Source organism: Pedobacter westerhofensis (assembly GCF_900182595.1).
In the GTDB taxonomy this organism is placed as follows: Bacteria; Bacteroidota; Bacteroidia; order Sphingobacteriales; family Sphingobacteriaceae; genus Pedobacter; species Pedobacter westerhofensis.
The window spans coordinates 61,059-74,939 of the sequence record NZ_FXTN01000012.1 but is presented as its reverse complement, the minus strand read 5'-3'; the positions used below and the strand labels follow the sequence as shown (position 1 = coordinate 74,939).

The 13,881-nt window shown below is 46.1% G+C and carries 10 protein-coding genes; 6 read left to right on the top strand and 4 right to left on the bottom strand.

Annotated features, from left to right (window positions below; genetic code table 11):
* Window positions 1–19: 19 nt before the first annotated feature.
* Entirely contained in the window at window positions 20–886 is an 867-nt protein-coding gene (locus FN831_RS21545) for a beta-1,6-N-acetylglucosaminyltransferase (protein WP_142530276.1), read from the top strand.
* Here the strand turns inward: FN831_RS21545 and FN831_RS21540 are convergent.
* Window positions 873–2,402, bottom strand: coding sequence for an aminotransferase-like domain-containing protein (locus FN831_RS21540; RefSeq protein WP_142530275.1), 1,530 nt, complete (start codon window positions 2,400–2,402; stop codon window positions 873–875). The two genes, FN831_RS21545 and FN831_RS21540, sit on opposite strands and share 14 nt — an antisense overlap.
* Window positions 2,403–2,467: 65 nt before the next feature.
* Between FN831_RS21540 and FN831_RS21535 the strand changes: the two genes are divergently transcribed.
* Genes FN831_RS21535 through bioA form a run of 5 tightly spaced genes read left to right on the top strand, consistent with a single transcriptional unit; the run spans window position 2,468 to window position 7,129 of the window.
* Window positions 2,468–3,094 (top strand): hypothetical protein, encoded by a 627-nt coding sequence (locus tag FN831_RS21535; protein WP_142530274.1) that lies wholly within the window; start codon window positions 2,468–2,470, stop codon window positions 3,092–3,094.
* A gap of 2 nt (window positions 3,095–3,096) precedes the next feature.
* Window positions 3,097–4,239: an aminotransferase class I/II-fold pyridoxal phosphate-dependent enzyme gene (locus FN831_RS21530; RefSeq protein ID WP_142530273.1), complete on the top strand. Its 1,143-nt coding sequence runs from the start codon at window positions 3,097–3,099 to the stop codon at window positions 4,237–4,239.
* A complete protein-coding gene (gene bioD, locus FN831_RS21525; protein WP_142530272.1) occupies window positions 4,229–4,858 on the top strand; it encodes a dethiobiotin synthase in 630 nt (209 codons plus the stop codon). The genes FN831_RS21530 and bioD overlap by 11 nt, the downstream gene beginning before the upstream one ends.
* Before the next feature lie 10 nt (window positions 4,859–4,868).
* Complete coding sequence (bioB, locus tag FN831_RS21520; protein ID WP_142530271.1) at window positions 4,869–5,867, top strand: biotin synthase BioB; 999 nt, start codon at window positions 4,869–4,871, stop codon at window positions 5,865–5,867.
* Window positions 5,864–7,129 carry an adenosylmethionine--8-amino-7-oxononanoate transaminase gene (gene bioA / locus FN831_RS21515; RefSeq protein WP_142530270.1) on the top strand — a complete coding sequence of 422 codons (1,266 nt, stop codon included), beginning with the start codon at window positions 5,864–5,866 and terminating at the stop codon, window positions 7,127–7,129. The genes bioB and bioA overlap by 4 nt, the downstream gene beginning before the upstream one ends.
* A gap of 263 nt (window positions 7,130–7,392) precedes the next feature.
* Here the strand turns inward: bioA and FN831_RS21510 are convergent, their stop codons facing one another.
* The 3 genes from FN831_RS21510 to FN831_RS21500 all read right to left on the bottom strand — a co-directional run bounded on the left by FN831_RS21510 (window position 7,393) and on the right by FN831_RS21500 (window position 13,859).
* On the bottom strand, window positions 7,393–8,109 hold the full coding sequence (locus FN831_RS21510) for a hypothetical protein (RefSeq protein WP_142530269.1): 717 nt from the start codon (window positions 8,107–8,109) through the stop codon (window positions 7,393–7,395).
* A 208-nt stretch (window positions 8,110–8,317) separates the two neighbouring features.
* On the bottom strand, window positions 8,318–9,457 hold the full coding sequence (locus tag FN831_RS21505) for an efflux RND transporter periplasmic adaptor subunit (RefSeq protein ID WP_142530268.1): 1,140 nt from the start codon (window positions 9,455–9,457) through the stop codon (window positions 8,318–8,320).
* 10 nt (window positions 9,458–9,467) lie between these two features.
* The gene (locus FN831_RS21500) at window positions 9,468–13,859 is read right to left on the bottom strand and encodes a CusA/CzcA family heavy metal efflux RND transporter (protein WP_142530267.1); all 4,392 of its coding nucleotides are present in this window, start codon (window positions 13,857–13,859) and stop codon (window positions 9,468–9,470) included.
* Window positions 13,860–13,881: the final 22 nt, after the last annotated feature.

Below are 13,881 nucleotides of genomic sequence, written 5' to 3'. Positions count from 1 at the left end.
ATCCCCTACAACTGTTATAATGCGTGTTGCCCACTTAATTCTTACGTATACCAATCCTGCACAGACTGAACGAATGATCAGAGCCATGTGGCATAAAGATTTTGATTTTTATATCCATGTAGATAAAAAATTTGATATCACTCCGCATCTGATCCTGGCCAATATACCCAATGTCTATTTTATACAGAACAGGATTAAGGTTAACTGGGGCGGATTTAGCACCATCGCCACAGAATTTGAAGGTATTAAGGAGATTATAGCCAGCGGGACCAGGTATAGCTTTATTAATCTGCTGAGCGGACAAGGCTATCCCCTGCGCAGCCCCGATCATCTGGCGCGTTTCTTCAGCGACAATGCAGGCAAGGAATTCCTAAGTTTCTACGACTATAAAAATCAATGGCCGGAAGGAATGCTAAGGATTGAGCAATACTGCTTTTCCGATTATTCTTTCAAAGGCAAATATACGCTTGAAAGGCTACTTACCGCAGTTCTGCCGAAACGAAAGCTTCCATACCATATGCATCCCTATGGAAAATCGATGTTCTGGATGCTCAGTCCGGAGGCCGCCATGTATGTTGTGAAGCAGATTGAAGGTGATACCAGATTAAAGCGCTTTTTTGCCTGGAGCTGGGCAAGTGATGAATTTCTGTTTCCCACGATCCTGATGAATTCACCTTACCGGGATAAGATTGTCAACAACAATTACAGATATATCGACTGGTCTGAGGGAGGTGCCAACCCCCGGGTTTTAGACCTCGGAGATTTCGATGCAATGATGCGTTCCGATAACTGGTGGGCGCGTAAATTTGATGCTGTGAAAAGCGCCGGGCTGATGGATAAAATTGATGAGGTCATCAGTACAGGTATTTCGGCTAACTCTCTTTAACTGCCTGGCTCAGGATACTCACGGCTTCCTCAAGCTCTGCCGTGCTCAGGTTGCCAAAGCCCAGCCGCATTGCTGTAAAGCTTTCATTCTGGTACAGCAGTTCCTGTGGCAAATGCAGGTTTCTTTTCATACAGCCTTTGCTGATTCGCATCAGGTTTAACCGCGGGTTCCAGTGCGTCCACACTGACAACCCTCCCGGCGGAGAAACAAAAGTAAGCTCCCCGCCCAGCTGCTCAGTCAATAATCCCGTAAAAACATCCCTTCGCTCCTGGTAGATCTTTACCGCTTTTTTTAAATGCCGCTGGATCTCTCTTTCTTCCAGCAACTCTGCCAGCGCCTGCTCCATCAGCATATCGCCCTGCCGGTCTACCAGCCGGCGGAACTTTGCCATTTCTGTGATCAGGTTTTCAGGTGCGATCAGGTAACCCGACCTGAAACCCGGTGCCAGCGACTTACAAAACGATCCGATATAAACCACCATGCCGCTTGTATCTGCACTTGCCAGCGGCAGTACAGAGTTGCCATTGTAATGGAAATCATAGTCATAATCATCTTCAAGAATAATAAAACCATAGGTTGATGCCAGCTGCAGCAAGGCCACCCTCCGCTCGGCACTCAGCGTTACCGTTGTAGGATAGTGATGATGAGGAGTTAAATATAACATCCTGATCTTTTTAGTCTTACAGAGCTCACGTATAGCATCTACAGAGATCCCGTCCTGGTGTACAGGTACAGAAATGATCTTGCCACCGCACTGCTGAAAACACATGTTGGCCAGGTAATAGCTCAGGTCGCCCACAATCACCAGATCTCCGGCCTCAATCAGCATACTGGATGCCATATAAATACTCATGTGAATTCCCCTTGTAGTAAGGATATTGCTTTTGTTGATATGAAGCCCCCGGGTATTGTTCAGGTAAGAAGCCAGGGTCTCTCTGAAATACTCATTTCCTTCTACATGTGAGTATCCGAAATGCCGGTAGTTCGTTTTACTTTTCAGAATTCCGCCATACACTTTAGATAATCTTTCCAATGGCAGCAGCCTTATGTCAGGCAGTCCGTCATTAAATTCCAGCCCCGTACCGGCCGTTACCGGCAGTACATCCAGAAGAATGCTTTGTTTAAACCCATAGCCGGTCTTAGCCGGATAACTGTTCAGGAATTTATCATGATTATGTTCGCCGGCATCCCCGGAAGGTACAGCTTTATTTGTACCATATCCTGGCAGCGAAATCACTGCCTGGGGCACTTTATTGCGCACAAAAGTTCCCTTATTGGGCCTGATCTCTGTCCAGCCCTGCGCATCGAGCTCGTCGTAAGCAGCAATAACAGTTTTGCGGTGCACTTCAAGGTCTTCAGAAAGACTTCTGGTGCCGGGCAGCTGTATACCGTTTAGCAGTACCCCCCGCTGTATCGCATTGATCATCTGATGGGCAATCTGCAGATATACCGGCCTGTCCAGCGACTTGTCAATGCGGATCACACTTTTAAAAGGAATTCTAACCGGACTACTCATAAACTACAAACTGGTACCGTTAAACTATCCGGCAAGATAATACTTTTGGATAAACAATCTATCATATGAAATTAGAAGAGCTCATCAAAAACATTGTGAATGATGACCAGATACACGCACGTTTTCTCAACACGCTGTCTTTACAGGAGAACATCGGGGCCAGGAAAATCTCTGCAAATGAATTGCCCGAGACCTCTACGTATATGGTCCTCAAGCATGCCGCAGAAGAGCACCGTCATGCTTTTTACCTGAAAAAACAGATTGGCAAACTCAGCAGCAGCGCCTGCCCTACATATGAACCGGACTACCTGCTCGCCCCTTACAGCAGCAAATACTATCTGAACAAGCTCGATGTAGCAACGAGCCGCTATTTAATGGAGCAACTGGGGCTGAAAGGTGCAAAGCTCAAGTTTGGCGCCTATCTCCTGGTTACCTACGCCATTGAAGTGAGGGCAGATGAAATTTATCCCATTTATCAGGATGTACTCAACAGCGCGGGCAGTAAAGTGAGTGTCAGATCGATCATTCTTGAAGAACAGGGCCATCTGGAGGAAATGACAGCGCAGCTGAAAAGCTTCTCTCCGGACTGGGAATTCCATGCCGGCAATATCGTCTCCATAGAAAAGGACCTGTATCAGAACTGGATCAATGATCTTGCCATAGCAATACAGCAGGAACATCAGGTATCATAGAAATGAATACAGCTATACAGCATATATTATCTGATAAACTGGAGGTCAGAACTTTGTCTGAAACCAGACGTAAGCTACAGTACGAAAACAGTTTATATGATTTCAGCTCAAATGATTATTTAGGTTTTGCAAGATCTCCGGAGCTTAAAAAAGCGATTAATGAACAATTGGAGAAACACCCGCTGAGCTTGCTGGGATCTACCGGCTCAAGGCTGCTGAGCGGCAATACTGAGTTTGCAGAACAGCTTGAAGAAGATCTTGCCCTTATTCACCAGGCGGAGCACGGGCTGATCTTTAATTCCGGATATACCGCAAATCTGGCCTTAATTTCCAGCCTTCCTCAAAAAAACGATACGATTATCTGTGATGAACTGATCCATGCTTCGGTAATCGACGGGGCCAGGCTCAGCCACGCAAAAAGATTAAAATTCAGGCACAATGACCTCGAAGACCTGGAGAAGAAAATCAGGATAGGTACTGGGCAGTGCTATGTAGCTGTTGAAAGTGTTTATTCAATGGATGGTGACCTTGCGGATCTGATCCATATCGCCATTCTCTGCAGAGATCTTAATGCGCATCTGATTGTCGACGAAGCCCATGCCTTTGGTGTGTTTGGTACCGGGCTCGTCGACCTTCTGCATCTTCACCATGCTGTTTTTGCCAGGGTAATTACCTTTGGTAAAGCCCTGGGACTGCATGGCGCAATCATATTGGGCAGCAGCCTGCTCAGAGATTACCTGATTAACTTCGCGCGGCCTTTTATTTATACTACCGCCCCATCTTTTGCACAGCTCCTGGCTGTCTGGCTTGCCTATCAGCATCTTTTGAGCCGTCCGCATGACCAGTTGGCCCTGCAGCGTAAATCATCGCTGCTGAAGGACAATATGCCGGCAAGGACAATACTCCCCAGCAGCCTTAATCCTTCGGCCATCCAATGTGTTTATCCTGGCACCAATGCCGCTGTTGTGCATTTGAGCAGCCAGCTGCAAAAAAGGGGCTTTGATGTAAGAGCGATCCGCAGCCCCACAGTGGCCGCTGGCACTGAACGCTTAAGAATATGTGTTCACCTACACAATACAGACGAAGAGATTCTTGCGCTCTGTGACCATTTCCATCAACTTACCCATAAAATTTATGCAGACTAAACCCCTGTTTGTTACCGGCATAGGAACTTACGTTGGCAAAACAATTGTTTCTGCAGTCCTTTGCGAACAGCTGAAAGCTGATTACTGGAAACCTGTACAATCAGGAGATCTTGACAATACAGACAGCGATCAGGTAAAAAAAATGCTCAGCAATACACGCACAGTGATCCACCCTGAAACATTCAGGCTCGATCTTGCCGCATCTCCGCATCAGTCGGCAAAAGCGCAGGGCCTTGAAATTACGCCTGCGGCATTCAGCCTGCCCCAAACTGAAAACCAGCTGCTGGTAGAAGGCGCAGGTGGATTGTTTGTGCCCCTTTCCACGTCTTTTCTGATGACCGACCTGATCCGGCAGTTGGGTGCAGAGGTTGTACTCGTAGTCCGCAATTATCTCGGCTGCATCAACCATACCTTACTGAGCCTTCAGACACTCGCCGGTTTACAGATCCCGCTAAAGCATGTGATCCTCAACGGTGATTTTAATACAGATACCAGAGATGTAATCATCCACCATATACCAGAGGGCGTCACCTGGAGCGAGCTCCCGGAATTAAGCACCCTCAACAGATGGTCAGTAGCAGAAGCGCCGGTACAAATTCCTTTACAGTCAACATTCTAACACCATTTATATGAACAATTACTCAACAATAAGAAACGACTGGAGCATCCAGGAAATAGAAAACATTTATCATTTGCCTTTGCTGGAACTGGTATATCAGGCTGCTACCGTGCACAGGTTATTTCATCAGCCAGACGAAGTACAGGTGTGCACACTGCTCTCAGTTAAAACCGGTGGCTGTCCTGAGGACTGTTCCTACTGCGGTCAGGCTGCACGCTATCATACTGGCATTACAGTAAAATCCCTGATGTCTAAAGAAGATGTAGTTGCGATCGCGCAGCGCGCAAAAGACGCAGGCTCTTCCCGATTCTGTATGGCCGCTGCCTGGCGTGAAGTGCGCGACAACCGCGACTTCGACAATATCCTGGAAATGGTGGAAGGCGTGAATGAGCTGGGACTGGAAGTTTGCTGTACGCTGGGCATGCTTACCGAAAGCCAGGCACAAAGACTGCAGGAAGCCGGTTTATACGCCTACAACCACAATCTCGATTCTTCCAAGGAATATTATGAAGAAATCATCACTACCCGCACATACGATAACAGGCTTGACACCTTAAAAAATGTCCGTAAGGCAGGAATTACGGTGTGCTCAGGCGGGATTATAGGACTGGGAGAAACTCATGCCGACCGGATCAATATGCTGCATACCCTGTCAACCCTGCCCAAACACCCCGAGTCTGTACCTGTCAATGCCCTGGCACGGGTTAAAGGTACGCCGCTGGCCGACCTGCCAAAAGTAGATTCCTGGGAAATGGTAAGGATGATTGCAACGGCAAGGATCCTGATGCCTGAGTCGATGGTAAGGCTCAGTGCCGGGCGTGCAGAAATGAGTACCGAGGAACAGTCATGGTGTTTCATGGCCGGCGCAAACTCGATCTTCACCAGTGAAAGCGAAGAGCTGCTGGTTACACCAAATCCAAGGCTTGACGACGACAGAAAAATGTTTAACCTCCTCGGCTTAAAACCGATGGTAAAAGAAAAATCAGTACAGATAATCCCAGCAGTATGACCTTAATAAACAGAGATGCCCAGGTAATATGGCATCCTTATACACAGCAATTTATGGCGAGGCCTCCACTCCCGGTTGTACGCGGTGAAGGGGCATCTCTTTATGATGAAGACGGCCACCGGTACATCGATGCGATCTCCTCCTGGTGGGTTACCCTGCATGGTCACTCACATCCTTACATCGTTGCAAAGGTTGTTGCCCAACTGGAAAAGCTGGACCAGGTCATATTTGCAGGCTTCACCCATGAACCGGCAATTGCACTGGCAGAAAGCCTCCTTGCGATCCTGCCTGATACGCAGCAAAAGGTTTTTTATACAGACAATGGATCTACTGCGGTAGAAGTGGCTTTAAAGATGTGCGTTCAGTACTGGTTTAACAAAGGCAGACCAAAGAAAAAAGTCCTGGCCTTCAATAACGGCTATCACGGTGATACCTTTGGGGCGATGTCAGTAAGCGGCAGAAGCGCATGGACTGCGCCTTTTGACAATCTGCTGTTCGAGGTGATCTTTATAGATACGCCAACAGCAGAAAATCTGGCATCCATCAAAAGGAGTGTCTCAGCACATGCTGCTGACCTTGCCTGCTTCGTATATGAACCCCTGGTGCAGGGATCTGCAGGCATGCTGATGTATGAAGCCGCCGATCTGGATGAGTTGCTGGCACACTGCCGCCACGAAGGCGTGCTGATGATACAGGACGAAGTATTCACCGGTTTTGGCCGTACCGGTAAAAATTTCGCTGCTGATCATCTTCAGGTAAAACCGGATGTCATGTGTTTCTCAAAGGGGCTCACGGGCGGCGCGATGCCTCTGGGTGCAACAACCTGCTCGCTGGAGATTTATAATGCCTTTGTGTCGCAGGATAAAATGAAGACATTGTTCCATGGCCACTCCTTCACCGCCAATCCACTCGCCTGTACCGCAGCACTGGCCAGCATCGAACTTTTACTGCAGGTACCAGCGCAGGAAAATATCCGGAGAATTTGCCAGAGGCATGAGGCATTTTTAGAGGAGATTAAAGATCACCGTAAAGTAGCGGCAGTAAGACAGACAGGGACAATCATTGCTGTAGAATGGAAAACCGGAACAGGCACGTCTTATTTTTCCGACTTGAGAAACCAGTTATATGACTATTTCATGGATAAAAGAATCCTGATGAGGCCATTGGGCAATATCATTTACATCCTGCCGCCATATTGTATCAGCGACGAGGATCTTGATAAAATCTACACAGAGATCATTAATGCGCTGGAGATTTTTTAAATTAGTAATAACGTTCAGGCTGTCTGCACATTTACCATGTTGGAAGAGATGGTAACTGTTTCGTATGCTTGCAGGGGTAATTAGCAATCGGGTACGGCTCATATGCCAACCGTATTTTAGCCGTATGCCGTTCGTATACTGGTCGTATACTGCTTTGTAATGGGCCGGGAGTAAAAGGGCACTGGAAGCCCTTTTAATACAAAACGGTACACGAACAGTGTACGGACAGTCTACGAACAGTATAAAGATCATACGACCATATATTAAGGATGGCTGAGACCCGTAGCCCAGAATGGGAAAGTATCGCACTCCCTGATGAAGTCAAAGAAATATTCCTTCATGGGAACGATATCAACCCCATAGATCTTACGGATCACACTAAATATACTCTGATCATATCTGTGGGCAATAAAGTCGTTATCCTGTGGTAAAATTCGCAATTCATCAGTAAATAAAAAAGGATAAAAACAAGCGGTATCAAACCATTTATCAACCATACTGCAGGTATGGCTGCATTTTCTTAACATTACAATAGTTGCCATCAGCTGATTCGACCGGATAATTTCTTCAGAACAGTTGAAATGGCTAAATACTTCCAGCTTGGTATACTCACTTTCTTTATGGGGCAGCTCAAAAGCCAGCGCACCAGTTCTGCAGTCAATCAGCCGGTCAATATATCCATCAAATCTGGGTTTGCCCCAGGGATTTACAATGCAGTTTGCCCCGCAGTAAATTAACAGATCTCCTTCGTCAATACAGTCCAGCATCTTTTTGATAAAGTATGGTTTCCATAACCAAAAACCCCCACCCTTTGCCAGGTTCAGCGTATTTCTCATTTTTGATGCAAATTCCGCATCAAAATCCTCCGGTGTAAATACCGTCACTTCATCAAAAAATTCTGATGATGAGGCAATAGCTTTAAACAATTCTCTTTGCAGAGAATACTTTTCGCAGCCATAGCTGATTAAATGTTTCTTCATGGATTCGTTGCTCAGCTTAAAAGCTGCTTCGTAGATATTTGGTTGAACGAATATATAGAGATAAATCCCGAAAAAAAAAGAGGCAGAACACTATAAACATGAGTCATCAGGATTAAACTGATTTAGCGTTATCAGAAATTGTGTTAAAATTATTAAGATAAATAAATTAAAGGTTCACGTCACAGGCAGATTCTGCCTTAGCATTGTATTACTCACCCTCAGCACTGTTTTTCATTTTCATCAGGATGGCATAAGCATTCTTTACGACCAAAAGACCGATCTTCTGTTTCGCTTTTATTTCGGTAAAGCCATCAACACTGGTACCGGTTTCTACCGGGATCATTTTATAGCGGTTGTCGCTAACCGGTGAAAAAACGTAATGTTTATTCTCCCATTTCACAATGGATTCATCGGGCACAGCTTCCGTATGCTTTGGGGCTACAGCAATAGCTGCATTCAGAAAAGTTCCCGGCAGCAGATCGGTCCCGTTCTCCAGGTCACAATGTACACTTGTAGTGCGATCGTCTTCAATACTACGTTTGATCAGTTCAACTCTTGCAATATATTTGTGATCAGGATCTGCTGTTGTAGTGCAAACAATCTTTTGTCCCACTTTAAGATTAACCGCATCTCCTTCAAAGACAGTGAGCGCTACATGTAGTGCGCCAGGGCTGATCAGTTCAAAGAGAATATCAGCAGCACTCACGTACTTTCCGCGGTTTACATTGACTTTGGTTATATACCCACTGATCGGGGCATACACTTTGATTGTTCTGCTGATAGTATTCTCATTCAGGTTATCCGGACTGATCCCTATTAATCTCAACTTTTCTGCAAGCGCATTTACCATCACTTTTTGATTGTTAAACTCGCTTTCTGTCTGCTGGAAAATCTTGTCACTGGTTGCCTTGGTCTGGTTTAAACCCTTCTGCCTGTGGTAATCATCGGACGCGAATTTTAGTTTGTTCTTTGCGGTAAGATAATCCTGTTGCAGTTGTATGTACTGCTGATCCTCAGCTGTGGCCAAAACGCTTCCTTTTCTAACGCTCATTCCCGGGATCAGCATCATTTGTTTGATGTAACCGCCCATGGGCACACTTACTGAGTAGGTATTCTCCGGCGGGACATCTACAACACCGTTCACATTGATCGTACTGTGCATACCTTTTGATTCTGGTTTGCCGATCAGTATACCTGCATTTTTAACCTGTTCTGTACTCAGCTGTACCTCATCACTACTGATAACCCTTACGTTGTCAGTATTTGCTCCTTCTTCCTTTTTATCGGGCTGGTTGCAGGCAGCAAACAAAGCCAGACAGATCATTCCGCATGTTAGTATATTTTTCATTTGTTTATTTCTATAGTTTATCCTTGGCTGTAATTCTTTCTATTTCAAATGCGGCTTCATTTAACTGCATTACTTTATCATAATATTCGCTTCGAAGCTGTATGGACTGGTTGATTAAAATCACCCAGTCCAGGTAAGCAATTTCTCCTGCGCCGAGTTTCAGGGTTGCCGTTTTAACGATATCACTCGCATTGCTCAGTGTCACTGTCCGGTAAGACCGGATCAGCTTTTCCAGTTGCTGATACCTATCCGTGGCATTCACCAGGTCATTATACAGTGTTTTTTGCTGAAGTTCCAGCTCACGCTCTTTCTGTTGTACTGCGATAGCAGCAGCTTTGACGCGGGACTGCTGGGCACCGTAGAAGAGCGGAATACCCAATCCTATGCTAACAGACGAAAATCTCTTGCTGCCATCATAATATTGAGAAACTCCCGCCTTGTTTGCCTGTGCCCCGATTATACTCATATTGTTATAACCAAAGATCAGAGATGGCAACAGCTTGGTTCTCTCCAGCAATTTTTCCTGTTTAGCCAATAAAACCTGACCTGCACCCTGTTTCAATAAAGGGTTTTCAGCGGTTTCAGCCATCGGATTGCCCTCAGCTTGTCCTGCGGAAATATGAAATAAGGTATAAACAATGCTGTCTGCAGCAGGTTCCATCAAGCTGCTTCCGTTGATTAGGAAGTTGAAACGGTTTAAAACCTGTTTATAATCCGTCTTCAACAATTCCAGCTGATTGTTTACCTGCTGTTTTTGATTCTCTGCCGTACGCAGTTCCAGTACATCCACATCGCCGGATTTGAACCTTTGGGAAGATTTTTCGAGAAAAGCACCATAAATACTGTCAGCCCAGACGAGCAGCTTTCGCTTTTCACTGAGTAAAAGCAAAGTATAATAACTGACCTTTACCTCAGCCCTTAGATTCAACTGCTCAGTATTCGTTTGCATTTCGCTGATGTGTATACTGGTTTTCAAGACCTGCTTTTGCCGGGAATATACGGCGGGGAAGTCCATGCTTTGCACGATGGAAAACTTGTTATCATTCGCAAGGCTATTGAGCTTACCGTAATCAAAAGCTAGCGATGTTTTAGGCAAATCAAATGCAGTCTTTGATAATTGCTCACGGTATTTAGTCTGGTTTTTGGAGATCTGCATCGCCAGGTTATTCTTAAATGCAGAATCCAGGGCCGCTTTTAGCGCAACCTGCTGCTGTGCTTTGGCAGGAAACGTTGCAGCGATCAGCAGCAAAGCGATCATAGCGAGCTGCTTTTTAGGACGGAAATAACCGAATCCCTTTTCAAATAATATATATAGCATTGGTAAAACAAATAAGGTAAGTAGTGTAGATACCAGTAAGCCTCCGATAACTACGGTAGCCAGCGGTTTTTGCACTGCCCCACCTGCTCCTGTACTGATGGCCATTGGGATAAATCCGAGTGAGGGAACCAGGGCAGTCATGAGCACGGCCCGGAGCTTGGATTTGGTCGCATGGATCACGATTCTTTTGACATCTGTCCAGCCTGCCTGTTTTAAACGGTTAAACTCGGTCACCAACAGGATTCCGTTCAGTACTGCCACGCCGAAAAGTGCAATAAAACCTACTCCGGCAGAAATACTGAAAGGCAGGCCCCGGATCCAGAGCGCCAGGATCCCACCGATGGCGGATAAGGGAATGGCCGAGTAAATCAGCAATCCCTGTTTGACAGAACTGAAAGCGAAATAAAGCAGCAGGAAAATCAGCAGCAATGCTATGGGTACAACAATAGTCAAACGCGCTTTGGCAGCCGTCATATTTTCAAAGGATCCACCATAAGAAATGGTATAACCTCTGGAAAGGTTCAGTTGCTGTCCTGCTTTCAACTGCAGCTCTTCCACAATCGACTGCACATCGCGGTCTTTCACATTAAAACCTACAATGATCCTTCTTTTCGTATCCTCCCGCTGGATTTGGTTTACGCCCTCAACTTCCGCAATCGTTGCAACCATCTTCAGAGGGATCTGGTTGCCCGATTTAGTCAGTATCATCAGCTCTTCCACATCGCCGATATTTCTCCGGGCTTTTTCATCAAGTCTTACCACCATATCGAAACGTTTCTCCCCTTCATACACCTGTCCGGCAACCTGACCGGCGAAAGCAGTATTGACTACACGGTTAACATCACCCACGTTCAAACCATATTTTGCCATCCCGTCCCGGTTGTATTGAATCACTACCTGCGGCATACCTGTTACCTGCTCTTCGTAAATATTGACAGCACCTTTTACATTACCAATAATACTACCTAGCTTCTTGGCGTAAACAGCAAGAGAATCCAGGTCTTCCCCGAAGATCTTGCACACCACATCCTGCCTTGCCCCTGTCATCAGTTCATTGAAACGCATTTGTACCGGGAACTGAAACCCTACGGTAATACCAGGTACAGCTTCAAGAGCTTTGGTCATTTTGGCGCTGAGCTCCGGAAAGGTTCTGGCAGATACCCATTCTTTTTTCGGCTTCAGGATCACCATCATGTCGCCTGCTTCAAAAGGCATAGGATCAGTGGGCACTTCAGCGCTGCCTATTTTGGTAACGATCTTCTGCACCTCAGGAAATTTCGCCAGCAGGATTTTTGACGCTTTCTGCGTCGTTTCAATCGTATTGTTCAGGTTACTGCCTGTCAGCAATCGTGTCTCTACCGCAAAATCACCCTCTTCCAGCTGCGGAATAAACTCCCCTCCAAGTGTGCCCATCAACAATAGGGCGATAACAAACAAGGAAAGTGTAACAGCCAGGATCATCTTCGGGAAGTTAAGCACCTTATTTAAAGCGGGTTGATAACGTCGCTCGATCCAGGCCATCAGCCTGTCGGTTAAGTTCTTTTGATGACTGATCTTCTTGTTCAGACACAATGCAGACATCATTGGGACGTAGGTAATCGACATGATGAACGCTCCGAGGATCGCAAATGCGATTGTCCAGGCCATTGGTTTAAACATTTTGCCTTCAACCCCTTCCAGTGAGAGGATCGGGAGATAAACAATCAGGATAATAATCTGGCTGAAAACAGCTGACTTGATCATTGATCCTGTGGATTTTTCAACTTCATTGTCCATTTGTTCCTGGTCGATACCATCCAGTTTCCTGAAATGCTTGCTATGTGAAAAGCGGTGCAGAATCGCTTCAACGATAATGACAGAACCATCTACGATCAAACCAAAATCGATAGCACCCAAAGACATCAGATTGCCGCCGACACCAAATTTATTCATCAGAATGATCGCAAACAGCATCGATAACGGGATTACTGAAGATACAATGAGTCCTGCACGAAGGTTTCCGAGGAAAAATACGAGTACAAAGATTACGATCAGGGCACCTTCCATCAGATTGGTTTCTACCGTACTGATGGCATTGTCAACCATCTTGGTACGGTCTAGGAATGGCTCAATTACTACCCCTTCGGGAACCATCTTCTGAATTTCTGCAATCTTTTCTTTTACCCTTTTCACTACCACAGAGGAGTTTTCACCCTTGAGCATCATCACTACTGCTCCGGCAACTTCACCCTGTGCATTATAGGTCATTGCCCCGTACCGTATCGCGGCACCATACTGCACTTTTGCAATCTGGCCCATCAGCACCGGCATTCCGTTGTCAAGAGTTTTAACTACAATCTTTTCGATGTCGGCCAGACTGGTAGTCAGTCCTTCACTGCGGATGTACAATACGGTGGGCCCTTTTTCAATATAAGCACCTCCGGTATTCTCATTGTTGTTTTCCAGGGCTGTAAAAATATCTCCTATTGTCAGTCCGTAAGCCTTCAGCTGATCTTGTCTGACAGCTACCTCATACTGTTTCAGCTTACCACCAAAGCTGGAAACCTCTGCAACACCCGGTGTTCCCAGCAGCTGACGACGGACAATCCAGTCCTGAATGGTACGAAGCTCGCGTTCATCATACTTGTCTTCGTAGCCTCTTTTAGGCCGCACCACATACTGGTAAATTTCACCAAGGCCAGTGGATACTGGCGCCATGGCAGGTGTTCCGATGCCATCCGGGATTTCCTGCTGCACCTGCTGCAGGCGTTCGGCAATCTGCTGCCTGGCCCAGTATACATCAGTTTCCTCATTAAAAACAATGGTAACAAGTGAAAGTCCGAAACGGGAGAAACTGCGGATCTGTTTCAGTCCGGAGATACTACTGCAGGCCTGTTCAATGGGAAAAGTAATTAACCGCTCTATATCCGGCGCACCCAGCGAAGGCGAAACCGTAATCACCTGCACCTGGTTGTCCGTAATATCCGGCAGGGCATCAATAGGTAGTCTGGTAACTTCATAAGCACCCCAGCCAACGAGCGAAAGCACAAATAAAGCAATGATCAGCTTATTCCGGATGGAAAAGCCAATAATTTGATTTAACATAATCAGTAAATTAAAGCGTAGA